The 21,904-nt window shown below is 45.1% G+C and carries 22 protein-coding genes and 1 tRNA gene; 17 read left to right on the forward strand and 6 right to left on the reverse strand.

Features of this window, described 5'->3' with window-relative positions; translation table 11 throughout:
* The first annotated feature begins 468 nt into the window (after nt 1–468).
* The gene (locus R7R78_RS09905) at nt 469–1,431 is read left to right on the forward strand and encodes an OmpA family protein (RefSeq protein ID WP_005382010.1); all 963 of its coding nucleotides are present in this window, start codon (nt 469–471) and stop codon (nt 1,429–1,431) included.
* Between the two features lie 114 nt (nt 1,432–1,545).
* Here the strand turns inward: R7R78_RS09905 and R7R78_RS09910 are convergent, their stop codons facing one another.
* The 3 genes from R7R78_RS09910 to R7R78_RS09920 all read right to left on the reverse strand — a co-directional run bounded on the left by R7R78_RS09910 (nt 1,546) and on the right by R7R78_RS09920 (nt 3,717).
* Nucleotides 1,546–2,052 (reverse strand): hypothetical protein, encoded by a 507-nt coding sequence (locus tag R7R78_RS09910; RefSeq protein WP_005382011.1) that lies wholly within the window; start codon nt 2,050–2,052, stop codon nt 1,546–1,548.
* A gap of 279 nt (nt 2,053–2,331) precedes the next feature.
* Nucleotides 2,332–2,408 (reverse strand) — tRNA-Arg (locus tag R7R78_RS09915).
* Between the two features lie 175 nt (nt 2,409–2,583).
* Nucleotides 2,584–3,717, reverse strand: a complete 1,134-nt coding sequence (locus R7R78_RS09920) for a flagellar assembly protein FlgT (protein ID WP_005382012.1) — start codon at nt 3,715–3,717, stop codon at nt 2,584–2,586.
* A 169-nt stretch (nt 3,718–3,886) separates the two neighbouring features.
* On the opposite strand from R7R78_RS09920, the gene R7R78_RS09925 reads away from it, so the two are divergent.
* Nucleotides 3,887–4,525 carry a FlgO family outer membrane protein gene (locus tag R7R78_RS09925; RefSeq protein ID WP_005382013.1) on the forward strand — a complete coding sequence of 213 codons (639 nt, stop codon included), beginning with the start codon at nt 3,887–3,889 and terminating at the stop codon, nt 4,523–4,525.
* A 9-nt stretch (nt 4,526–4,534) separates the two neighbouring features.
* Entirely contained in the window at nt 4,535–4,966 is a 432-nt protein-coding gene (flgP, locus tag R7R78_RS09930; RefSeq protein WP_005382014.1) for a flagellar assembly lipoprotein FlgP, read from the forward strand.
* Nucleotides 4,967–5,068: 102 nt separating this feature from the next.
* Here the strand turns inward: flgP and R7R78_RS09935 are convergent, their stop codons facing one another.
* The 3 genes from R7R78_RS09935 to flgA form a co-directional block, all read right to left on the reverse strand.
* Entirely contained in the window at nt 5,069–5,494 is a 426-nt protein-coding gene (locus R7R78_RS09935) for a flagella synthesis protein FlgN (RefSeq protein ID WP_154204781.1), read from the reverse strand.
* Between the two features lie 27 nt (nt 5,495–5,521).
* Nucleotides 5,522–5,836 carry a flagellar biosynthesis anti-sigma factor FlgM gene (gene flgM / locus R7R78_RS09940; protein WP_005382018.1) on the reverse strand — a complete coding sequence of 105 codons (315 nt, stop codon included), beginning with the start codon at nt 5,834–5,836 and terminating at the stop codon, nt 5,522–5,524.
* A 116-nt stretch (nt 5,837–5,952) separates the two neighbouring features.
* Nucleotides 5,953–6,699, reverse strand: a complete 747-nt coding sequence (gene flgA / locus R7R78_RS09945; RefSeq protein ID WP_005382020.1) for a flagellar basal body P-ring formation chaperone FlgA — start codon at nt 6,697–6,699, stop codon at nt 5,953–5,955.
* 76 nt (nt 6,700–6,775) lie between these two features.
* Here flgA and R7R78_RS09950 point away from each other — a divergent pair, with 76 nt between their 5' ends.
* The 14 genes from R7R78_RS09950 to R7R78_RS10015 all read left to right on the forward strand — a co-directional run bounded on the left by R7R78_RS09950 (nt 6,776) and on the right by R7R78_RS10015 (nt 21,397).
* Nucleotides 6,776–7,702 (forward strand): chemotaxis protein CheV, encoded by a 927-nt coding sequence (locus tag R7R78_RS09950; RefSeq protein ID WP_005382022.1) that lies wholly within the window; start codon nt 6,776–6,778, stop codon nt 7,700–7,702.
* Between the two features lie 11 nt (nt 7,703–7,713).
* Nucleotides 7,714–8,541, forward strand: a complete 828-nt coding sequence (locus tag R7R78_RS09955) for a CheR family methyltransferase (RefSeq protein WP_005382024.1) — start codon at nt 7,714–7,716, stop codon at nt 8,539–8,541.
* Nucleotides 8,542–8,844: 303 nt separating this feature from the next.
* Nucleotides 8,845–9,240: a flagellar basal body rod protein FlgB gene (gene flgB, locus R7R78_RS09960; RefSeq protein WP_005382026.1), complete on the forward strand. Its 396-nt coding sequence runs from the start codon at nt 8,845–8,847 to the stop codon at nt 9,238–9,240.
* Nucleotides 9,241–9,245: 5 nt separating this feature from the next.
* The gene (gene flgC, locus R7R78_RS09965) at nt 9,246–9,659 is read left to right on the forward strand and encodes a flagellar basal body rod protein FlgC (RefSeq protein ID WP_154204780.1); all 414 of its coding nucleotides are present in this window, start codon (nt 9,246–9,248) and stop codon (nt 9,657–9,659) included.
* Between the two features lie 17 nt (nt 9,660–9,676).
* Complete coding sequence (flgD, locus tag R7R78_RS09970) at nt 9,677–10,387, forward strand: flagellar hook assembly protein FlgD (RefSeq protein ID WP_005382029.1); 711 nt, start codon at nt 9,677–9,679, stop codon at nt 10,385–10,387.
* A 30-nt stretch (nt 10,388–10,417) separates the two neighbouring features.
* Nucleotides 10,418–11,731, forward strand: a complete 1,314-nt coding sequence (gene flgE, locus R7R78_RS09975) for a flagellar hook protein FlgE (RefSeq protein ID WP_005382030.1) — start codon at nt 10,418–10,420, stop codon at nt 11,729–11,731.
* Between the two features lie 330 nt (nt 11,732–12,061).
* Nucleotides 12,062–12,811, forward strand: a complete 750-nt coding sequence (gene flgF / locus R7R78_RS09980) for a flagellar basal-body rod protein FlgF (RefSeq protein WP_005382031.1) — start codon at nt 12,062–12,064, stop codon at nt 12,809–12,811.
* Between the two features lie 18 nt (nt 12,812–12,829).
* Nucleotides 12,830–13,618, forward strand: coding sequence for a flagellar basal-body rod protein FlgG (gene flgG, locus R7R78_RS09985; protein ID WP_005382032.1), 789 nt, complete (start codon nt 12,830–12,832; stop codon nt 13,616–13,618).
* Nucleotides 13,619–13,648: 30 nt separating this feature from the next.
* A complete protein-coding gene (gene flgH / locus R7R78_RS09990) occupies nt 13,649–14,428 on the forward strand; it encodes a flagellar basal body L-ring protein FlgH (RefSeq protein WP_005382033.1) in 780 nt (259 codons plus the stop codon).
* 43 nt (nt 14,429–14,471) lie between these two features.
* Nucleotides 14,472–15,563 (forward strand): flagellar basal body P-ring protein FlgI, encoded by a 1,092-nt coding sequence (locus R7R78_RS09995; protein ID WP_005393118.1) that lies wholly within the window; start codon nt 14,472–14,474, stop codon nt 15,561–15,563.
* Between the two features lie 16 nt (nt 15,564–15,579).
* The gene (gene flgJ, locus R7R78_RS10000) at nt 15,580–16,506 is read left to right on the forward strand and encodes a flagellar assembly peptidoglycan hydrolase FlgJ (protein WP_042522768.1); all 927 of its coding nucleotides are present in this window, start codon (nt 15,580–15,582) and stop codon (nt 16,504–16,506) included.
* A gap of 161 nt (nt 16,507–16,667) precedes the next feature.
* Nucleotides 16,668–18,608: a flagellar hook-associated protein FlgK gene (gene flgK, locus R7R78_RS10005; RefSeq protein WP_225473480.1), complete on the forward strand. Its 1,941-nt coding sequence runs from the start codon at nt 16,668–16,670 to the stop codon at nt 18,606–18,608.
* 13 nt (nt 18,609–18,621) lie between these two features.
* Complete coding sequence (gene flgL, locus R7R78_RS10010; protein WP_047102907.1) at nt 18,622–19,815, forward strand: flagellar hook-associated protein FlgL; 1,194 nt, start codon at nt 18,622–18,624, stop codon at nt 19,813–19,815.
* A gap of 427 nt (nt 19,816–20,242) precedes the next feature.
* Complete coding sequence (locus R7R78_RS10015; protein ID WP_005382038.1) at nt 20,243–21,397, forward strand: flagellin; 1,155 nt, start codon at nt 20,243–20,245, stop codon at nt 21,395–21,397.
* The last annotated feature ends 507 nt before the right edge of the window (nt 21,398–21,904 follow it).

A 21,904-nucleotide genomic window follows, 5' to 3' on the forward strand; every position in this document is an offset into this window, starting at 1 on the left:
TATCGTTGGCATGAATAAAAAACGAGCGATTATATATCAAACATCTGATTGATTTTTATCCATGTTCCTTAAAGTTCCATTTTGTTTGTCTCATTTTTAAGAAAAACCTTTGCTTTAGCTATGTTGTTTCAAAAAATAAAGCAAACGTTTGCGTCGTGATTGCGTGGGGATTTTTTTGCTTAAGATCACATGTTGTCGAGATTTTTGATGACAATAAATTGACAGAATTGGGATTTTTCTCGCGATTTCTTAGCGTTATAGTTCATCCCGTCAGCGATACCGAGATGGCGATATGTATCACTGAACAGGAAATATACGTAAGTTGCTTCCATAAAAAAAATGCATGTGCATAAAAAGAAGCTGACTAAGTATCTCACTCAAGGAATGAATAAAAAGAATTGAAATACAACGTCAGTCAGACGGCGCATTTCGGCATCTAACAAAAGAACTTCTTTAGAGGAATCAATAATGAAAAAATTAGCAGCGGTAATTTCAGCGTCTCTACTTATGGCTTCAGCAGCACAAGCAGAAGTATACGTTGGTGGTAAGATGGGTAAGTCATGGATGGAAGACGCGTGTGTAGCGGGCCAGGCTTGTGACAAAGACGATTCTACTCTTGGCGCTTTTGTTGGTTACGAAATGAATAAATACTTCGCAGTAGAAGCGGGTTTCGACAACATCGGTGATTTTAACCAAACTTCTTTCGGTGGCCACGTAGAAGCGATCACTCTTGCTCCTAAATTTAGCCTACCAATCACTGAAGACATCGCACTTTACGGTAAAGTGGGTGGCGCTTACGTAATGTTTGATGGCAAAGATGATTACTCTTACCTAGGCGCAGCTGGTCTTGAATTCAACCTAAGCCAAAACGTAACAGCTCGTGCGGAATACCAAACACTGACTGACATCAGCAACGATGTAACTCGTGCGACAGGTAACACTGCAACACTAGGTGTTTCTTTCAAATTCGGCGGCAACGATGAGCCAGTAATCGTAGAAGAGCCAGTTGTTGTTGAAGAAGTGGTTGTAGAAGAAGTGGTAGAAGAGCCAGTTGTAGTTACGAAAACATTCGAAACTCAAACAATTGGTACAGGTAGCTTCGATCTAAACAGCACAACTCTAAAACCAGAGAGCGCTGCAAAACTTGATAACCTAGTTGCTTTCCTAAACGAGCACCCACAAGCGAACGTTGAAGTTGTAGGTTACACAGATACGTCTGGCCCAGCAGCTTACAACCTAAAAGTTTCTGAGAAACGCGCTGAGTCTGTTGCTAACGCACTCGTTGAAAAAGGTATTGATTCATCACGTATCCAAGCTCGTGGCGAAGGTGAAAACAACCCAATCGCTTCAAACGACACTCGTGAAGGTCGTCAACAAAACCGTCGCGTAGAAGTCGTTGTTCCAGAATTTGAATACCAAGTTCAGCAATAAGCTCCTATTCGACCGTAGTATAGAAGACTGAAGCAGAAAGCCCCAAAGAGTTCGCTCTTTGGGGCTTTTTATTTCTCTTTAAAAACTGACTGAAATGTTCAAAGTGGCCAGGTATTATTTAAGATCAATGCTGTTTAAACGCCCCATGAATGTCAGGATCTCCAAGTTATCTTTATGTGCTTCTAACAACGCTTTTTTGGTTTGCATGTAGGCGGCAAGTTTGCCGTACTTACTAATAGAGCGAACCACCGTTTTATATTTATACTCACCGTCATCATTGAACTCTCGCCACTTGGCGATGTAACACGTATCTCGGTTGTCAGGGTTTTCAAGAGTAGGGTTAGGCTTGTGAACGATTTTAGGCTCAACGCTATGTGGAAGCCTGGTCATTAGGTAAGGGTCTTTCAAAAGACGTCGCCAGAATTTGCCCCACATTTGCCGGCCTAACTCGTTTCTCAGCTTAATGGCTTTTTGTAAGCCTTTCTTTTCTCCAATACGAACAAATCCTACCGAGCGGTGTAGTACCGTATCCTCGGGGGTATGGATATGTATCTTAAAGGCTGTCTTGCCTTTAGAAATAAAGCGGTGTCCAGTGTTAGTTATTAAATTGCTCTTAGACATAGTGCTAACTAATAATTTTATTAATAGCTAAAAGGGTAAGCAAAACTCATAGATAATTAAAGTAATAAAATACAAAACTGTAAATAGGGCTTGTTGAAATGATTTCAAGGGGAAGAAGTCAGATCAGTAGAAGGTTTTATCTCGTAACCGAAACACCCGATCCGATCATATTGATTACTGGGAAGATTATCTAACACGATGTACTAGGGGGAGCAATGCGAGGCTTGAAATTGAAGATACAAAAAAGCCTTAGCTCAAGTGGGAGCTAAGGCTATGATATGGCGCCCCCAGCAGGATTCGAACCTACGACCTGTCCCTTAGGAGGGGACTGCGCTATCCAGCTGTGCCATGGGGGCGTAATACCAATAGTTGCAGTTCATTGCACTGTTTTACTGAGTTCAAATCTAGCAATCTACCAGATCTGTATCAGCATCACGTTGAACGATTCGCTACGGTCATTGGTATAATCAAATAAGATGCGCTGCCTATGATATTCAAAAGTGAGCATATCTCAAGACTTAATGTTTGCTTTTATAGGATCTTGTTCATTACGTCGCCAATTTGAACGCTAGATGCTAAATTTGGCTGATCAATCGTCAGCTCGGCTTCGTGTTCGTATATGCGTGATACCGTTAATGTAATTTCGCTTTGCGAGACTTTGTTTCTTGGCAATCCATTTTGGTCGATAAACGACGCGGTGTGCCAAAGCTGCAATTTGTCTCCCTCTTTTACGCCGTGCATACGGCCGAGATCCATCGTTACGGTATTACCGAAGACTGCCACAACCTCTGGCAATGTAATTTTGCAAGATAGCTCCGACTCCAGATCCAACATAATATTGCGACTAACGCGAAGCATCATCTCGCCATAGGTCGATGCCCAAAAACGTGCACTACGAGTGTCCACTTGACTCGTCTTAGCAAATGGCCAACGCGCGACCTCACGGTAGGCTTTGTTGAAGATTTCATGGCCAGTTTTACCATCAAATACTTTCATTTCTAACGCAAACTGACGATTGATGATGTCATCTTGCAATAGTTGAGATTCGACCGTTGCAGTGAGATCGGTGATGACCCCTCCAATGATGTATTGTGCGCCATTGTCTTGCGCGATCATTTGAGTGCGAGCAGGATAGTTGCTGCTTATTGAGTAGTCCGTTGTACCAACAGACACAAAGCTGCGTGAGGTTTGATCAAGTTGACGGTTCACTACGTGGCTAAAATCGTCACCAACTTGATAAATTTGTCCCATCACTGCTTGTTGTGGTGATGCGACCTCAATATTGCCGACCAGCATTGTCTTTTTGTATTGATCGGTGTGGCAACCCGTTGCCGATGGATAAATATCAACGCGGATTTTTACCTCGACTTTACCGCGACGTTTGCGTTCAGACTCGACCAAAATGTAACGGACTTCATGATTGGTAAACTGGTATTCGTTGCGGCTTTCTTCTAATAGCGGCATCAAGTTGCTAATACTGCCAATATCTGCGCCCGAAAAATTGACGGCTTTGAACAGCGCGTCTTCCAACGCATGGAGCCTTGCCGTCTCTTCTGAAGAAACGATGGTGGCAACGCCTGTGACTTCATACCAAGATGCCATTACCTTAAAAGGCACAAGCATCACTAAAGTGATTGAAAACAGACTGTTTAATATTTTTTTCATTGGTTACAACCGTTCGGGTATAAATATTGCTTTAACAAATTCAGTGAAGTTTGGTGGGTTTTTCTTCGTTAGGCAAACAAAGAAAAGCAAAGACTGTTCCAATATTCATTTTCTTGGAAAGGAATTAATAAAGAACGGTATCACCTAAGATTATCTGGAGAATCAAACCATGAAAAAGTGGCTTGTCGCCGCATCGATGATGACGCTTCTGACATCGTGCGCGTACTCACCGATTTACAATGGTAAAGAACCGTACTCGGGAAGCCAGTTCATGCTGATGGATAGTCCGCGTCATACGATGGACTTTTTCATTGAGAGCATGACAGAAGACCTGATGGTTTCTAATGTGGCAGTATCAGCGCGGACACCGATTGCGATTACCTCGTTTGTTGATCTACAAAATATGGATGCAACAAACTGGTTAGGTAACTCGGTCTCTGAAGGTTTTATCCATCAGTTTCAGCGCCGAGGGTTTAAAGTGGTTGATTTCAAAACTACGGGCTCTATTCAAGTGACGCAGCAGGGCGATTTTGCTTTAAGTCGTGATTGGCAAGATTTAGCTCAAGAGCAGCAAATTCAGTATGTACTGACCGGAACAATGCTGCGCCAAGAGGGAGGAGTGCTTGTCAATGCACGCGTGGTTGGCATGCAAAGCCGTGTAGTTGTAGCGACAGCGCAAGGTTTCCTTCCGGCTGACCGTATTGGGCGTGACTTAGATACGTTAAATAGCATCCGCACACAAGATGGTGTGTTGATTCGTTCTGACCCTACCATTCGTCAGCCGTACACTGTGATTCTCCGTCCATAGGATAGAAGCATGAAGAAGTTATTATTTATTGTTGCCACACTGATATTGGTGGGGTGTCAGCCATTACAACAGATGCGTCAAGATGAAATCTTAGTGGCGGTGGGTTACGCCAGCGTCAGTGAGCAAACAGGCCGCACAGTAGAAGAAAAGCGTGTACGAGCAATGCGCGCATCAAAAATTGATGCTTATCGTGAGCTAGCAGAGCAAGTTTATGGCATGCGTGTTAGTGGACGAGCAGAGCTGCAAGACCAACGTTTGGGTATTGAAAGCACCACTGGTGCCGTCGATGGTGTAATTCGTGGTGCAGAAGTTGTGCGTAGTTATCTTGTTGAAGACAGTTATGTGACTGAGCTGCGTCTGGATATCCGTAAGATGGATAAGCTACGTGATTATGGAGAAGTTCAGCAGGTGCCTGAGAAGCGTCAGCAAACCTTGTTTTAAACCATTTCACTAGACAGATAATCTTTTTGAGCGGCTGATTGGTAACAATGAGTCGCTTTTTTATATCTACGTGAGCGCGGAAATTGAGGGTAGGAGTGACGTTTAAGCTTTTATATTGGTGCCAAGCGTCGAGATGGTGTGGGTTTTTCCGCCCGCATTGTAGGTCATGCCAACTTTGCCATGAGTTCGCTGAAGCATGTTGTTGAGTTTATTGAAGCTCAGCTGTGCGCGACTAAGCGATTCGCCATTTACTTGGTTAACTTGTTGACAGTCGAGGACGATCGATTGGATCTGAGTAACAACCTGACTTAGGTGCTCATCTTCAGTAAGTTGATTGACGTGCGGGTGAGAGGCGATTCGCTGATCAGTTGTTCTGAGCTGATCAATGAGCGTCATCTTCTGTTTGGCAATGTTCTCAATCTCGGTAGAGACACGCACCGTTATTGCTTGTGTTTCTTGGCGTAAAACAGCGGAAAGTGCCTTAGCATTTTCTAGCTGGAAATTAACGAGATCGACTAATGCTGCCATAAAATACTTACCTTCGGCCTAAGTCAGTTAGCTTTTGCCTTGCAATTCGTTTTCAAACTTAATCATGTTGTCAGCCAATTTTTCAGGATCGACTTTGTATGAACCGTTAGTGATAGCTTCTTTGATTGCTGCAACTTTGGCGCTGTCATATGCCGGAGAAGCTGCCATATCCTTCTGGAGTTTACTGACGGCTTTACTTTGCTGGCTGAGTGACACTGCGTCTTGTTGCGCTGGCGCCTTTTTTGATTCTGTCGTGCTGGTAGCATTGGAATCGTTACGTGCAGGTGCGCGACTTGTTGTCGTCATCATTTGCCCTGAACGTATATTATCTATACCTGCCATGTTTAACCTTTGCCTTGTATCGTAATACTGGTATCCAGACTATCGACCAGCGCAAAAATAACTTTAGTCATTTTTTGCATTTTTATTGATCAGTTTAAACACGCTACCAGTGGGTATTAAAAATTAACAGTGATTTCCGCAATGTCAGTCACTATGCCTTCTATTATACGTTGTGACTTATCATTTTTCACTCTTACTTGATCGCCAGCTGAGCCATCCTGCAATGCTGTGCCTTGCGTTGTGATCGTCATGCCAGAATTCACCGCTTTGATAATGACCTTTTCATTTCGGCATACCACACAAACATCATTTCTCTCTACGACATCGCCTAAACGAACATTACGCTTTAGCTTTGCCCCAACCACTTGATCGTAGCTAGAAAATCCATCTTTACGAAAGCGCTGTAGCTCGATCATGGAAGTGGTAACATCCGATGCGCTGACGATTTCTCCTCTCCCTAATGTTCGTGTCGCGACGATCATTGGTACTGATACCGAGATCCTCACAGGGACATAGACTTTCCAGTCATCCGGTTGGCATTCCACTAACACATTGATGTTACTTCTCGTGCTGCTGGTGGAAGAGGCAGATGTATCTAACGGAACAGGGCAATCCGTTGCTTTTATTCTCGAGTCGATCTCTGCCGCATTAACAGATAGCTCGCCACCATCAGGCTGATCAACCGTAGCAAGAATATGTTGTTCTGCTGCTGTTTTTATTTGCTCGATCTGATTATCTGAAGCTGAATGAACAAAAAAGCTAAACATACTGAGCAAAATGCCGATAGACTTAGCGTACTTTGTAATTAGCGCTCTACATATTGTCATAGTCAATGGTGTCGAAGTGAAAGTGAAATACGCCATACTGTCTCCCTGGTATCGTGCTTGCCAGTGGTAGAGTATCATTTAAAAACAAAAAGTTTGAGATGGAGATGAGCATATGACGGGGATTCTTGACTCGGTGAATCAGCGTACGCAACTCGTCGGTCAGAACCGATTGGAATTATTGACCTTTCGACTGATGGGCCGACAGCGCTACGGCATTAACGTATTCAAAGTGAAAGAAGTACTACAGTGCCCTAAGCTGACTTCAATGCCAAATCTACACCCTCTGGTTAAAGGTATCGCTCATATCCGCGGCCATACCGTGTCCGTTATTGATTTGAGCCTGGCAATTGGTGGCCGCCCAACCACTGATTTAGATAAATGTTTTGTTGTTATTGCAGAATTTAACCGTACGATCCAAGCATTTTTGGTATCATCGGTTGAGCGTATTATCAATATGCATTGGGAAGCGATTTTGCCACCGCCAGACGGCGCAGGTAAAGCGCACTACTTGACTGCCGTGACAAACATTGACAATGAGCTGGTTGAAATCCTTGACGTTGAAAAAATCCTGGCAGAAATTGCGCCAGTTGATGAAACGATGGATTCCGCTATTGGCGAAGAAATCGCACAAGCAGAACAAGAAAAGCCTATTGTACGCCGCATACTGATTGCTGATGACTCGACGGTCGCGCGTAAACAGGTAGAGCGTGCGATTACATCCATCGGTTTTGAGGTCGTATCTGTCAAAGACGGCAAAGAAGCGTACAATAAGTTGATTGAAATGGCTCAAGAAGGCAATATCTACGATCAAATTTCGTTGGTTATTTCCGATATTGAAATGCCAGAAATGGACGGCTATACCTTAACGGCTGAAATTCGCAGACATGCCGATTTGAAAGACCTTTATGTTATCCTCCATTCTTCATTAAGTGGTGTATTCAACCAAGCTATGGTTGAGCGTGTAGGTGCCAACACCTTCATTGCGAAATTTAACCCAGATGAGTTGGGTAACGCGGTTAAATCTGCATTAACACAATAAAAGAGACATTAATGACTGCTATTACAATCAGTGATCAAGAGTATCGTGACTTTAGCCGTTTTCTAGAATCGCAATGTGGCATCGTGTTAGGTGATAGCAAGCAATACCTCGTGCGTAGCCGACTGAGTCCTTTAGTGACGAAGTTTAAGCTCGCATCGTTATCAGATTTGCTACGTGATGTTGTTACAGGGCGTAATCGAGAATTACGAGTCGCCGCTGTGGATGCGATGACGACTAACGAAACCTTGTGGTTTCGAGATACTTATCCGTTCACGGTTTTAGCTGACAAATTATTGCCAGAAGTAGCGGCAAGCAAGCGCCCAATTAAGATCTGGTCTGCTGCCAGTTCATCGGGCCAAGAACCGTATTCTATTGCAATGACGATCCTGGAAACGCAACAGCGCAAGCCGGGCTTGTTACCAAACGTGTCCATTACAGCCACAGATATTTCGGCAAGTATGCTCGAGATGTGTCGTGCAGGGGTGTACGACAACTTGGCTTTGGGTCGCGGGCTTTCACCAGAACGTCGTCGCACCTTCTTTGAAAATGCGGACGGTGGTCGCATGAAAGTCAAAGATAACGTCAAGCGTTTGGTGAACTTTCGTCCACAAAACTTGATGGACAGTTACGCACTGATGGGTAAGTTCGACATCATTTTCTGTCGTAACGTATTGATTTACTTTTCTCCAGAAATGAAGTCTAAAGTGCTTAACCAAATGGCGAGCAGTTTAAACCCTGGTGGCTACTTGCTGTTAGGGGCATCAGAGTCGCTAACTGGTCTGACTGATAAATTTGAAATGGTGCGCTGTAATCCGGGCATCATTTACAAGCTTAAATAGCGGTATCTCTTCATTGATAGAAAAGCCTGACTTCGTGTCAGGCTTTTTTGTTTGTTACCTTTCTGCGCCGAGCGTTTCATGTATCACTCAATTAGTTGAAGCGCGTTTTTGCCTTGTGCCCTCAACACGGTGTATCTTTATTAAGTGAACAAAGTGATACGACATGACATTCCAGTTACTTTGGCTCACTTATTGCTATTTCAATTCACGGTAACCACTAGGTTGGTGTAATGCTTTAGGTTTTGGCATGCTAATTGCTTTTTGGTTATCAATCACGGTCAGTTCTTAATTGTAGAGGCAAACATGGCTATATCTTTTGACAATGCACTAGGCATCCACCAGCACACGGTGGGCGTACGTGAGCGCAATGCAGAGGTGATTTCCACCAATATCGCACAAGCCAACACGCCTGGTTACAAAGCAAGAGGTTTAGACTTTGCGAAGGAATTGCAAGCGGCAACATCTGGGGCAAGCATTGGTCTTAGTCGCACAGATGGTCGGCATATTCCTGCCACTACAACGTTGGTTGGGGACAAGTTATATCGTCTTCCTACGCAACCAGATACGGGAGATGGCAACACGGTAGACTTGGATTTAGAGCGTAACTTGTTTATGCAAAACCAAATCAGACACCAAGCATCACTCGACTTTCTAGGCAGCAAATTCAAGAACTTAACCAAAGCAATCAAAGGGGAATAATTTAGATGAGCTTATTTAACGTTTTCAATGTGACAGGTTCCGCAATGAGCGCTGAATCCGTTCGTCTGAATACTACCTCAAGCAACTTGGCAAACGCCGACAGTGTCAGCAGCTCTGCGAAAGACACTTACAAAGCGCGTCATGCAGTGTTTGGTGCAGAGTTAAGTAACGCCATGCGTGGCGGTGATGCGGTGCCAGTGAAAGTGATGGGTATTGTAGAAAGTGATAAACCGCTGAGTGCGGAGTACAACCCAGACCATCCCCTTGCAAACGAAGAAGGCTACATTTACAAGCCTAACGTCAATGTAATGGAAGAAATGGCAAACATGATTTCAGCTTCTCGTGCATACCAAACTAATGTACAGGTCGCTGATTCTAGTAAACAAATGCTGCTGCGTACGCTGCAGATGGGTCAATAAGGATAAGGGGGTAGCGTATGGCCGGAATTAACAACGTTGGTCAAAGCGGCTTGTCCTATATCGACCAGCTTAAAAGTCTACAAGAGAGTAACAAGAAAGCGGAAGAGAGCACGGGTAAGCAGGACCTAAAACAGGAAGACTTCTTATCATTGCTCACGAAGCAACTGTCTCAGCAAGACCCTTTTAAGCCGGTAAGTAATGACCAGATGATTGCGCAAATGGCTTCATTTGCGACCGTTGATGGCATTGGCAAGATGAACACTCAGTTTGAGAGTTTGAATTCGTCAATGACATCAAATCAAGCGTTACAAGCTTCCTCTTTGGTAGGGCGTGACGTATTGGTCCCAGGAGCAGCAGGTGTGAAGCAGGACGACGCACCAATGGCGGCAATGGTTAAGCTTTCACAATCTATCGATAATCTGTTTGTTCGTGTAGAGGATGAAGCTGGCCAACTGGTTCGTACCTTTGAGGTAGGGGCGAAACCAGCCGGCGACACGCGTGTGCTTTGGGACGGTAAAGATGAAAGCGGAAATCCACTGCCAGCTGGCAAATACAAAGTGAAAGCGTCTGGCTTAGTTGAAGGGGAGTCGCAAGAGTTCCCAGTATCGACGTATGCCAACGTAAACAGCGTATTGCTTGGCAAAGGTGACGGAAACGTATTACTCAATCTGGCTGGTTTTGAATCGCCAGTTCGACTTGCAGAAGTATTGGAAGTCGGCAAAGCGTAGTCATAGCTCGCTAGATTAGGAGATTTTGGAATGTCATATGTATCTTTAAGCGGTTTGTCCGCCGCCCAACTGGATTTGAACACCACCAGTAACAACATTGCGAACGCCAACACTTACGGCTTTAAAGAGTCCCGTGCTGAGTTTGCTGATGTCTACTCTAACTCTTTATTTACTAACGCAAAAACCACACCGGGTGGTGGTGCGCAAGCAAGCCAAGTGGCACAGCAGTTCCATGAAGGCTCTAGCATTTACACCAACAACCCAATGGATTTGCGTGTTTCGGGGACAGGTTTTTTCGCTGTAGCGAAAGAGCGTCTAACTCCACAACAGAATGAACTGACACGTAATGGTGCATTTCACTTAAATAAAGAAAACTACATGGTGACCGCGAACGATGAGTTCTTATTAGGTTACCAAGTGGACCCAAGCTCTGGTGAGGTTTCTTCATACGAGCCACAACCCATCAATATTCCTGCTGAATTTGGTAAGCCAAAACAAACAGCAAACATTGAAGTGGGTGTGAACTTGCCAGCGAACGGCGATTTGAAAGATCCAACGCAGTTTGATTTTTCAGACCCAGATACATACAACCGTTCAACCTCTTCGACAATTTATGACTCGATGGGTCAGTCTTACAAGCTAACGACGTATTACTTGAAAGATCAGACTCAGCCAAATACATGGAACACTTACTACACCGTGACAGATAAAGAAGGTGAAAAGCCTTTAAATGTTGCGGCTGGTGATGCGCAAACGCCAACAGGTCATGTGGGGCATACCATGAAGTTCAACAACGATGGTACGTTGGCGAGCTTGAACAATGGTCAGCCAATCACTTCTGTGGCTCTGGGTGATCCGGCGACGAACACGACACCAGTCGATATGAATGGTGCCGATCCTGCGCAGACGCTTAACTTCGGCTTAGGCTCAGCAACACAGTTTGCGGCTCCGTTCGAACTGACTAAGTTTGACGAAGACGGTGCAACAACGGGCTTCCTAACCAAAGTTGACTTCGATGAAAACGGCAGCGTATTGGGAACTTACTCAAACGGTGAAAACGTTACATTGGGTCGTGTTGCTCTCGTACGTGTTCCAAACGAGCAAGGTCTGGATAAGAAAGGCGGCACTCAATGGGATTCAACGCAGTTCTCTGGTGACAAGATCTGGGGTGAATCAAATAAAGGCTCTTTCGGCACCATCAACAACGGTATGCTAGAGCAATCAAACATTGATATGACTCAGGAGTTGGTGGACCTGATCTCTGCTCAGCGTAACTTCCAAGCAAACTCACGTTCGCTAGAAGTACACAACCAACTACAACAGAATATCTTACAGATCCGCTAGAGCACTAGCTGGGTCATTCGATACTCTGCTTGAGTAAGCAATGGCGTGTGATTGCTTCTTAGTAATTACCGCTTTGTTCACTTTCATCATGACATTCATCTGATGCTTAGCCTGAATACACCTCACTCAGGCTAAGCATGCTTTGATCTACGATTTGCCGCTGTTGCCGCCGTATGGATCAAAACCTTGCCTCTCGTTACAGTTTTCTGCCTCTATTGACCTCTTTTAATAGTTTGTTATTAATTCAAGATATTGATTAGTAAGTCTATTTTTATTTTGGCATAACTATTGCTTTTACTCCGTGTACAGAGAGATTTTTTGGAGTAATTTATGGATCGCGCACTGTTTCTCGCAATGAGTGGCGCCAAGCAAAATATGCAGGCACTGCAATTGCGCGCTAATAACTTGGCTAACGTAAGCACGACCGGATTTCGGGCTGATTTAGCACAGGCTCGCTCAATGCAGGCTTATGGTGAAGGCCATCCTTCACGTGTGTTCAGCATGACAGAGCGTCCAGGGCATAACTTTGCTCAAGGTAGCGTGATTACAACAGGGCGTGATCTGGATGTGACGATTGAAGGCAGCGGCTGGATATCGGTACTCGATCACACAGGGAAAGAAGGGTTGACTCGTAACGGCAACCTAAAAGTCGATCAAAATGGCATGCTTACCAACGCAAGTGGTCATTTGGTGCTGGGTGAAAACGATGCGCCGATTACTTTGCCTATTCCTCTCTCCAAAATTGAAATCGGTCGGGATGGCACCATCTCTGTGCTTCCTCAAGGTGCCCCGGCAGAAGAATTCCAAGCGGTTGATCGCATTAAGCTTGTTAAGCCTAATGACCAAAGCTTGTTTAAAGACACCAATGGCTTATTTCGCCATAAAACTCCAAACCAACCTTACGAAGCAGACGCGACTGTTAGCCTCCAGACGGGAGCGATAGAAGGCAGTAACGTGAATGCCGTAGGTGAAATGACCGCATTGATTGACTTACAACGTCAGTTTGAAATGCAAGTCAAGATGATGAGCACAGCTGAAGAAATGGATAAATCTTCAGATTCACTGCTTCGTATGAGTTAACAGAGTTAGAGGTTCACTATGCATCCAGCACTATGGGTAAGTAAAACAGGTTTAGACGCCCAACAAACCAACATTGCCACAATTTCGAACAACTTGGCGAATGCCTCTACTGTCGGCTACAAAAAGAGCCGTGCAGTATTCGAAGATTTGTTCTATCAGAACATCAACCAGCCTGGCGGCCAGTCATCTCAGAACACGGAACTGCCAAGTGGCTTGATGTTAGGTGCGGGTTCTAAAGTGGTTGCGACGCAAAAAGTGCACACGCACGGCAATGCACAGACAACGACTAACGCACTGGACATGATGGTGGAAGGCGACGGTTTTTTCCAAGTGACATTGCCGGACGGCAACATCGGTTATACCCGTAACGGTCAGTTCACGCTCAATGGTGAAGGCACGTTAGTCACGTCGGGTTCTGGCTACCCTGTAGAGCCTGAAATTGTGATTCCAGAAGATGCGATTTCTATTACTGTTGGTACGGATGGTGAAGTGTCGGTTCGCGTCCGAGGTCAGCAAGACAACCAAGTCGTTGGTCAGCTAACCATTACAGATTTTGTTAACCCGGGTGGCCTAGAGCCAATTGGTCAGAACCTTTACTTACCAACGGGTGCCAGTGGCGATCCACAAGAGGGTGTTCCTGGTTTGGACGGTTTGGGGGAAATTCGTCAATCCATGCTGGAAGCGTCCAACGTGAATGTAACGGAAGAGTTGGTCAACATGATCGAAGCCCAGCGCGTTTACGAAATGAACTCAAAAGTGATCTCGTCAGTCGATAAAATGATGAGCTTCGTTAACCAGCAATTGTAACGATTAAGAGCAAGATTTGAGGAGCTCACGATGAAACGTATTTGCCTACTCGCTTTGATTGCTACGATGTCGGGCTGTGCCATGTTGGAACCGATTGAAACGGATGAAGTGACACAAGCAACCACTGTGGTCGACGCAGTAGAAGGCGATAAATCGAAAGAAGAGAGCAGCGGTATTGTAGATACTTTACGTGGTAGAAGTGATCCGGTTGCTGGCGACCCTGCTTGGGCTCCAATTCATCCGAAAAACAAGCCTGAGCATTACGCTGCTGCAACAGGTTCGTTGTTTAGCGCCGAGCACATTACCGATCTCTACGACGATTCTAAACCACGTGGTATTGGCGACATTATTACCGTAACACTGGATGAGACAACCAGTGCGACGAAAAGCGCAAATGCCGATTTATCGAAAACCAATGAAGCGCAAATGGACCCGCTTCAAGTGGGCGGAGAAGAGCTGCAAATTGGCGGAAAATATAATTTCTCTTATGACTTAAACAACTCCAACTCATTTGCAGGTGACTCTTCTGCAAAGCAGAGCAACAGCATCAGTGGTTACATCACTGTTGAGGTGATTGAAGTACTGGCAAACGGCAACCTCGTGATCCGCGGTGAGAAGTGGATGACGCTAAATACAGGTGATGAGTACATACGTTTAAGTGGCACTATTCGTCCGGATGATATTAATTTCGACAACACCATTGCATCAAATCGTGTTTCTAACGCAAGAATTCAATACTCAGGGACTGGTTTGCAACAAGATATGCAAGAGCCAGGCTTCTTGGCACGATTCTTTAATGTAGCGCTATAACACGCCGTGCTGACGGCAATTTGACTGCAAGAGATAAGTAAGCATGAAAAAACTCCTTTTAGTACTGATGAGCGTTGCTCTGTTTTCTACCGTAGCCCAAGCCGCACGTATCAAAGACGTCGCGCAAGTGGCAGGTGTACGAAGCAACCAACTCGTGGGTTATGGTTTGGTTTCAGGCTTACCTGGTACGGGTGAAGCGAACCCGTTTACAGAGCAAAGTTTCGCCGCCATGCTGCAAAACTTCGGCATTCAGATGCCGCCGGGCACAAAGCCAAAAATTAAAAACGTTGCCGCAGTCATGGTTACGGCAGAATTGCCGCCTTTCTCTAAACCGGGTCAGCAAGTGGACGTGACTGTCTCTTCCATCGGAAGTGCTAAAAGTTTGCGTGGTGGTACGCTACTACAAACGTTCCTCAAAGGTCTCGACGGTCAAGTTTACGCGGTTGCTCAAGGTAACTTAGTAGTGAGCGGCTTCAGTGCTGAAGGCGCTGACGGTTCTAAAATCGTAGGTAACAATCCAACCGTTGGTCTTATCTCTAGTGGTGCGACAGTAGAGCGAGAAATTCCAAACCCATTTGGTCGTGGTGATTACATCACGTTCAACTTGCTTGAGTCAGACTTCACAACGGCTCAACGTATGGCGGATGCTGTAAACAACTTCCTTGGCCCACAAATGGCGAGCGCTGTTGACGCGACATCAGTGCGCGTGCGTGCTCCTCGTGACGTCAGCCAGCGTGTTGCGTTCTTATCGGCAATCGAAAACCTAGAGTTCGATCCAGCAGATGGCGCAGCCAAAATCATCGTTAACTCTCGCACGGGTACCATCGTAGTTGGTAAACATGTGCGTCTTAAACCAGCAGCAGTAACGCACGGCGGCATGACGGTTGCGATCAAAGAAAACCTGAATGTTAGCCAACCTAACGGCTTTTCTGGTGGGCAAACCGTAGTCGTACCAGACTCGGATATCGAAGTCAGCGAAGAGCAAGGCAAAATGTTTAAGTTCGAACCAGGCTTAACGTTGGATGATTTGGTCCGTGCCGTGAACCAAGTCGGGGCTGCGCCTTCGGACTTGATGGCAATTTTACAAGCATTGAAGCAAGCTGGTGCCATTGAAGGCCAGTTGATCATCATTTAATGGTTAGGAGGTAGGTATAATGAACAATCCTAACGACATTGGTTTTATCCATGACATCAGTTCTCTGGACACTCTGCGTCAAAAAGCAGTGAAAGAGGGAAAAGATGGCGAGCAAGAAGCATTGCATGCGGCTGCTCGTCAGTTCGAATCGATCTTCACCTCCATGATGTTGAAATCCATGCGTGAAGCCAATGAGGGCTTTGAGTCCAACATGATGAACAGCCAAAACGAGAAGTTCTACCGACAAATGTTGGATGAACAGATGGCGAGTGAATTGAGTTCGTCTGGTTCAATGGGACTGGCCGATATGATTGTTAAGCAATTAACGGCTGGGCAAGGGAACGACAAAAAAGAAACGGCTATGCGTGATGCGGCAAACAATGCTGCGGAATATCGTCGTGTTGACCCGAAAAAAGCGCGCGAGATTGAACAGCGCTTGATTGAGTCTGGTCAGCTATCTCGACCAAGCAATGAACCCACTCGATTCGATTCACCAGAGTCCTTTGTTAACTCGATGAAGCCATACGCGGAGAAAGCTGCGAAAGCCCTAGGAGTCGAGCCATCTCTGCTACTTGCGCAAGCCGCTTTGGAAACGGGGTGGGGACAAAAGGTCGTGAAGAACGCGCGTGGCAGCAGCAACAACTTATTTAATATCAAAGCAGATCGAAGCTGGCAGGGTGACAAAGTGACGACTCAAACTTTAGAGTTCCACGATAACACGCCAGTGAAAGAGACGGCAGCGTTTCGCTCCTACTCAAGTTACGAAGACAGCTTTAATGACTTTGTACGATTTTTGAATGACAACCCACGTTACGAGACAGCATTGCAGAAACGCGGGAATTCAGAGTTGTTTATTCGCGGTATCCACAGTGCGGGTTACGCGACCGATCCGAATTACGCAGATAAAGTCCTGCAGGTGAAGGATAAAATCGAAAGTATGTAATGTCTCTGCGCCAATTTATGACGTTCTCGAAGGCTTGCCATAGTGCAAGCCTTCACTTTATCTAAATATCTACGCCTTTCTATCACTTGGCACATCTTTTGCTTTTTAATGTGTCTAGGTGATCGGTTTTGCCGATTTATATTTCGTTTTTGGGGGCATGTATGGCGTCAGATCTTCTGAATGTAGGTACTCAAAGTGTGCTTACTGCTCAGAGACAATTAAACACCACTGGTCATAACATTTCTAATGTTAATACAGAGGGTTATAGCCGTCAGTCTGTTATCCAAGGCACGAATGATCCGCGCATGTTCGGTGGTTCTACCTACGGCATGGGTGTGCATGTGGAAAATGTTCGCCGCTCGTGGGATCAGTTTGCCGTGAATGAACTGAACCTGTCGTCGACCAACAATGCCAACAAAACGGATACCCAAGACAATCTTGATATGCTCTCTAGCATGTTGAGCTCTGTGGCATCGAAGAAAATTCCTGAGAACCTGAATGAGTGGTTCGATGCGGTAAAAACCATGGCAGATACCCCGAACGATTTAGGGGCACGAAAAGTGGTATTGGAAAAGGCGAAAATCTTCTCTGATACATTAAATGATTTCCACGAAACCGTTCGACTGCAATCTGATGTCACCAATAAAAAATTGGATATGGGCATTGAGCGCGTTAACCAACTTGCGTTGGAAATTCGCGATATTCATCGATTGATGATGCGCACCCCCGGCCCACATAATGACCTGATGGATCAGCATGAAAAGCTGGTTACTGAGCTGTCAGAGTACACCAAAGTTACCGTAACCCCACGCAAAAATGCCGAAGGGTTTAATGTTCATATCGGTAATGGACACACTCTTGTTTCTGGCACGGAAGCAAGCCAGCTCAAAATGATCGATGGCTATCCGGATGTTCATCAAAGACGATTAGCAATGGTGGAAGGGAATGGTATTAAAGCGATCAAGTCTGATGATATGGATGGCAAAATCGGCGCTTTACTTGAAATGCGCGACAAACACATCCCACAACTTCAAGATGAAATGGGCCGTTTAGCGACGGGTTTCTCCCACAAAATTAATCAGCTGCAATCTCAAGGTCTGGATCTCAACGGCAAGATAGGTAAAGACGTATTTACCGACGTGAACTCTGAGCTGGTGGCAAAATCTCGAGTTTTTGCTGCGCCTGACTCTCAAGCTGATGTTGCGGTTTACATCGAGGACATTTCCGCGATCAAAGGTGGTGAATATTCGCTGCGTTATGATGGCGACCAATACAGCGTGACAACACCGAAAGGTGAGCAAATGTCGTTGAACATCGACCATTCGGATTCGTCGTTTGTTCTGGATGGTATGAAAGTGCAAATTGGTGAAGGCCTTGCCGCCGGTGAGCGCGTATTGCTACGCCCAACGAGAAGTGGTGCAGCCATCATAAAGATGGAAACCAATGACGCAAAAGCTATTGCCGCACAAAGTTATGAAGCCTCAACCACTTTTGCCCAAGGTAACGCCAAGTTTAAAATTCGTGAGGCGGGGGATGTTAAAGAGTTTGAGGTTACCGTACAACCAGCCGACGAGAAGCATGATAAGCCGTGGTTAAAGATCACGGATAACAAGGGTAATTTACTATCGGACAAATACTCATACCCGTTAGATAAAGATAACCCGATGATTGAAATCTCAGTGCCGAAAAGCCATCCGCTGTATAAAAACGGCGATGCAACCGTGTTTGAGTTGAGCGAAGGCGCACTGATGAATGATAAATTCACCGCAAACTTGGTGCCTTCTGAAGGTGGTAACGGCAACTTGAGAAAAATGCAGAAGATCCAAACAGACAAGATGATGGATGGAAAATCCAGTACCTTGATCGATGTTTATCATAACCTCAATACTGAAGTTGGACTGAAATCTTCTACAGCAAACCGTTTAGCCTCCGTCGCTCGTTTAGAGCATGAAGCGGCGCAAGAGCGCGTTGCTTCTATTTCTGGCGTTAACCTCGATGAAGAAGCGGCCAACATGATGAAGTTTCAACAAGCGTACATGGCTTCATCACGTGTGATGCAAGCGGCGAATGATACCTTCAATACCATTTTACAACTGAGGTAAGGAGAAGAGATAAGTGCTAACCCGAATTTCTAGTTTCCATAACTATCAGTCCGTACAAAATGATCTGCGTCGTCAAGAGAATAAGGTTCACCACAACCAAGAGCAACTTGCTTCAGGGAAAAAGTTACTGAAACCTAGTGACGACCCCCTCGCTGCGCATTACATCCAAAACATTAGTCAGCAACAAGAACAGCTACAACAATATCTTAGCTCGATAGTGTTGGTGCGTAATCGTCTAGAAAACCACGAAGTTAATATCGCCAATGCGGAGAATTTTGCCGACGAGTCGAAGCGCTTAACGATGGAGATGATTAACGGTGCCTTTTCTGCTGAAGACCGACAAGCAAAGAAGCGTGAGTTAGAAGAGATTGCGAACAACTTCCTTAACTTAGTGAACTCGCAAGATGAATCTGGTAACTACGTGTTTGCGGGTACTAAGCCAAAAAGCCAACCATTCTATCGCGATAAAGACGGTAGTGTTCAATACGCTGGGGACGATTATCAGCGCAAAATGAAAGTCTCCAGCATGCTTGAGATGCCAATGAACGATCCTGGCAGCAAGCTGTTTATGGAGATACCAAACCCATTTGGCGATTATCAGCCGAATTACGATCTACAAAACGGTTCTGAGTTGCTATTAAACAGAGCCACTAACGTTGATACGAAGGATGATGCGGCGTATCGCGTGACATTTGTCGATATGAATAACGGCAAATTTGGTTACCAATTAGAGCGTAACGGCAAAGTAGTGGATGCCGATGAGTTTTCTCCAGAGAAAGGGATTGAATACAAAGGCCTGAAAGTGCACGTAAAAGGCCAAATTACGCCTGGTGACAGCATTGAGATCGAAAAGCGGGCAGAGTTCAGCATTTTCGATACCTTCAAGGATGCAATGGCATGGTCAGACAAATCGGTTTCGGATACGTCGGCGACCGCCAAATTGCACCAAATGACAGAAGAATTCCACGCTGCTTTTATCCATTTGAATAAAGCGCGTACAGATGCCGGTGCTCGATTGAGTACGCTGGATATCCAAGAGCAAAATCATGAAGACTTTAATTTGTCTCTCGCAAAAGCGAAGAGCAACTTTGAGGACTTGGATTACTCTAAAGCCGTGATCGAGTTCAGTGAAAACTCGCGAGCGTTACAGGCATCGCAACAAGCATTCGGTAAGACCAAAGATCTAACGTTGTTTAACTACATCTAGTATGACACTCATACACATTGTCTGATTTTGATGCCTTATGTGCAAAGCCTTAAGCGCGATAAGTCGACGTAACCTGAGAGTCTGAGATGTCATGCGGCACGATTTTACCCAAAGCGGCAATGATGCGGGAGGCAAGTCGGGCGGCAACAGGGCAGCGTTCAATACTCTTGGGCTAAGATGAGTCTGACAAACCGGAAATAGCTTAATGATAAAGCTAACTTATTGTTTATTTGATTCTTTTAAAAGTGGTTAAATAATTTACGAAAGTTGGCACACAAATTGTATTGAAAATATCAGAACAGATTTAGAGATTCTAAACCCTGCGTTTAAGGCAGATTTAGCAAGTAACTTTTACGGTCAGTGCTTATCCAAATGAGAGTAAAGCTGGCCGCTTCGCAAAAGCTTGCGAACTCAACAGGAGAGCAAAATGGCTGTAACAGTTAGTACTAACGTCTCCGCGATGACCGCGCAGCGTTACCTAAACAAAGCGACTGATGAATTAAACACGTCGATGGAGCGCTTATCTTCAGGACATAAGATTAACAGTGCAAAAGATGATGCGGCAGGTCTACAGATCTCTAACCGCTTAACTGCACAGTCTCGTGGCCTAGATGTCGCAATGCGTAACGCGAACGATGGTATCTCGATTGCACAAACCGCTGAAGGTGCGATGAATGAGGCAACCTCTGTCATGCAACGAATGCGTGACCTTGCGATTCAATCATCGAACGGTACTAACTCTCCAGCTGAGCGTCAGGCGATCAACGAAGAGTCAATGGCATTGATTGACGAGCTAAACCGTATTGCAGAAACCACTTCATTTGGTGGTCGTCGTCTATTGAACGGCTCATTCGGTGAAGCAGCATTCCAGATTGGTGCGAGCTCAGGTGAAGCAATGATCATGGGACTCACCAGCATTCGTGCGGACGATACTCGCATGGGCGGTGTGACCTTCTTATCTGAAAATGGTAAAGATAAAAACTGGAGCGTTGACCCAGCTAAATCTGACTTGAAGATCACGCTACCAGGTATGGGTGAAGACGAAGACGGCAATGTTGATGATCTAGAAATCAACATTAATGCCAAAGCGGGCGACGACATCGAAGAGCTTGCCACTTACATTAATGGTCAGTCTGATATGATTAATGCGTCTGTAAGTGAAGATGGCAAGTTGCAAGTTTTTGTCGCGCATCCAAACGTTCAGGGTGAGATTTCTATTTCTGGTGGATTAGCATCTGAGCTTGGCCTGAGTGATGAACCTATCAGAACGTCAGTACAAGATATTGATATGACCACGGTACAAGGTTCTCAAAACGCGATTTCTGTGCTGGATTCGGCACTGAAATACGTTGACTCGCAACGTGCAGACTTAGGTGCGAAGCAAAACCGTTTGAGTCACAGCATCAACAACTTGGCGAATATCCAAGAAAACGTTGACGCATCGAACAGCCGAATTAAAGATACAGATTTTGCGAAAGAAACCACGCAAATGACCAAAGCACAAATTTTGCAACAAGCAGGTACATCGATTCTTGCTCAAGCGAAACAGTTGCCAAACTCTGCAATGTCACTATTGCAGTAGTTTACTTAGCCTGTACTCAATACATTCAGACGTGGATGGGAATGCAGGCTTTTGGCAAGCAACTTTACAATAGAATGAGCGGCTCTCTCATCTCTCACCTGCCAATCATTTTCAATGTAAAGTTGCACTCGGTATGCCGGAAATGTGTTCATTTCTCTTGATCTCCACATAGGCTCTGGCGACCAACCTAGCCCCAGTTCTCTCAAAGGAAAAGGGGCTTTTTCTTTTCTAATTCTTACGTCTATCGTCTGCGAACTTATCTTCAATTGTTTCCTTTCGCTGGTTTTCTATACAATTTGGCCCTCTCGGCTCGATTTGTGGAAACTTGAGCACTTTTTCTTACTTTTCTTCAATTTTATTAGCTAAATCTCGCAATGTTATTTTTTTAAACTTTTTTCTAAAGCTTCTGAATTTGGTGTCGTTAATAGAGGTAACTTTGAGAGAACTACTTGGTTTTCCGAGACGTCGGAAACCGCTACACCGGAAAATCAATTGGAGAAATCACCA

It is taken from the genome of Vibrio sp. 2134-1, assembly GCF_033339495.1.

What these genes read in the sequence shown, in the direction of transcription:
- flgP (WP_005382014.1), top strand. Translation starts at nt 4,535, where the DNA reads ATGAAGAAGTTATTATTTATTGTTGCCACACTGATATTGGTGGGGTGT.
- flgE (WP_005382030.1), top strand. Translation starts at nt 10,418, where the DNA reads ATGTCATATGTATCTTTAAGCGGTTTGTCCGCCGCCCAACTGGATTTG.
- R7R78_RS09925 (WP_005382013.1), top strand. Translation starts at nt 3,887, where the DNA reads ATGAAAAAGTGGCTTGTCGCCGCATCGATGATGACGCTTCTGACATCG.
- flgF (WP_005382031.1), top strand. Translation starts at nt 12,062, where the DNA reads ATGGATCGCGCACTGTTTCTCGCAATGAGTGGCGCCAAGCAAAATATG.
- flgH (WP_005382033.1), top strand. Translation starts at nt 13,649, where the DNA reads ATGAAACGTATTTGCCTACTCGCTTTGATTGCTACGATGTCGGGCTGT.
- flgB (WP_005382026.1), top strand. Translation starts at nt 8,845, where the DNA reads ATGGCTATATCTTTTGACAATGCACTAGGCATCCACCAGCACACGGTG.
- R7R78_RS09955 (WP_005382024.1), top strand. Translation starts at nt 7,714, where the DNA reads ATGACTGCTATTACAATCAGTGATCAAGAGTATCGTGACTTTAGCCGT.
- R7R78_RS09950 (WP_005382022.1), top strand. Translation starts at nt 6,776, where the DNA reads ATGACGGGGATTCTTGACTCGGTGAATCAGCGTACGCAACTCGTCGGT.
- R7R78_RS10015 (WP_005382038.1), top strand. Translation starts at nt 20,243, where the DNA reads ATGGCTGTAACAGTTAGTACTAACGTCTCCGCGATGACCGCGCAGCGT.
- R7R78_RS09905 (WP_005382010.1), top strand. Translation starts at nt 469, where the DNA reads ATGAAAAAATTAGCAGCGGTAATTTCAGCGTCTCTACTTATGGCTTCA.
- R7R78_RS09910 (WP_005382011.1), bottom strand. Translation starts at nt 2,052, where the DNA reads ATGTCTAAGAGCAATTTAATAACTAACACTGGACACCGCTTTATTTCT.
- R7R78_RS09995 (WP_005393118.1), top strand. Translation starts at nt 14,472, where the DNA reads ATGAAAAAACTCCTTTTAGTACTGATGAGCGTTGCTCTGTTTTCTACC.
- flgA (WP_005382020.1), bottom strand. Translation starts at nt 6,699, where the DNA reads ATGGCGTATTTCACTTTCACTTCGACACCATTGACTATGACAATATGT.
- flgG (WP_005382032.1), top strand. Translation starts at nt 12,830, where the DNA reads ATGCATCCAGCACTATGGGTAAGTAAAACAGGTTTAGACGCCCAACAA.
- flgM (WP_005382018.1), bottom strand. Translation starts at nt 5,836, where the DNA reads ATGGCAGGTATAGATAATATACGTTCAGGGCAAATGATGACGACAACA.
- flgK (WP_225473480.1), top strand. Translation starts at nt 16,668, where the DNA reads ATGGCGTCAGATCTTCTGAATGTAGGTACTCAAAGTGTGCTTACTGCT.
- flgD (WP_005382029.1), top strand. Translation starts at nt 9,677, where the DNA reads ATGGCCGGAATTAACAACGTTGGTCAAAGCGGCTTGTCCTATATCGAC.
- flgC (WP_154204780.1), top strand. Translation starts at nt 9,246, where the DNA reads ATGAGCTTATTTAACGTTTTCAATGTGACAGGTTCCGCAATGAGCGCT.
- R7R78_RS09920 (WP_005382012.1), bottom strand. Translation starts at nt 3,717, where the DNA reads ATGAAAAAAATATTAAACAGTCTGTTTTCAATCACTTTAGTGATGCTT.
- R7R78_RS09935 (WP_154204781.1), bottom strand. Translation starts at nt 5,494, where the DNA reads ATGGCAGCATTAGTCGATCTCGTTAATTTCCAGCTAGAAAATGCTAAG.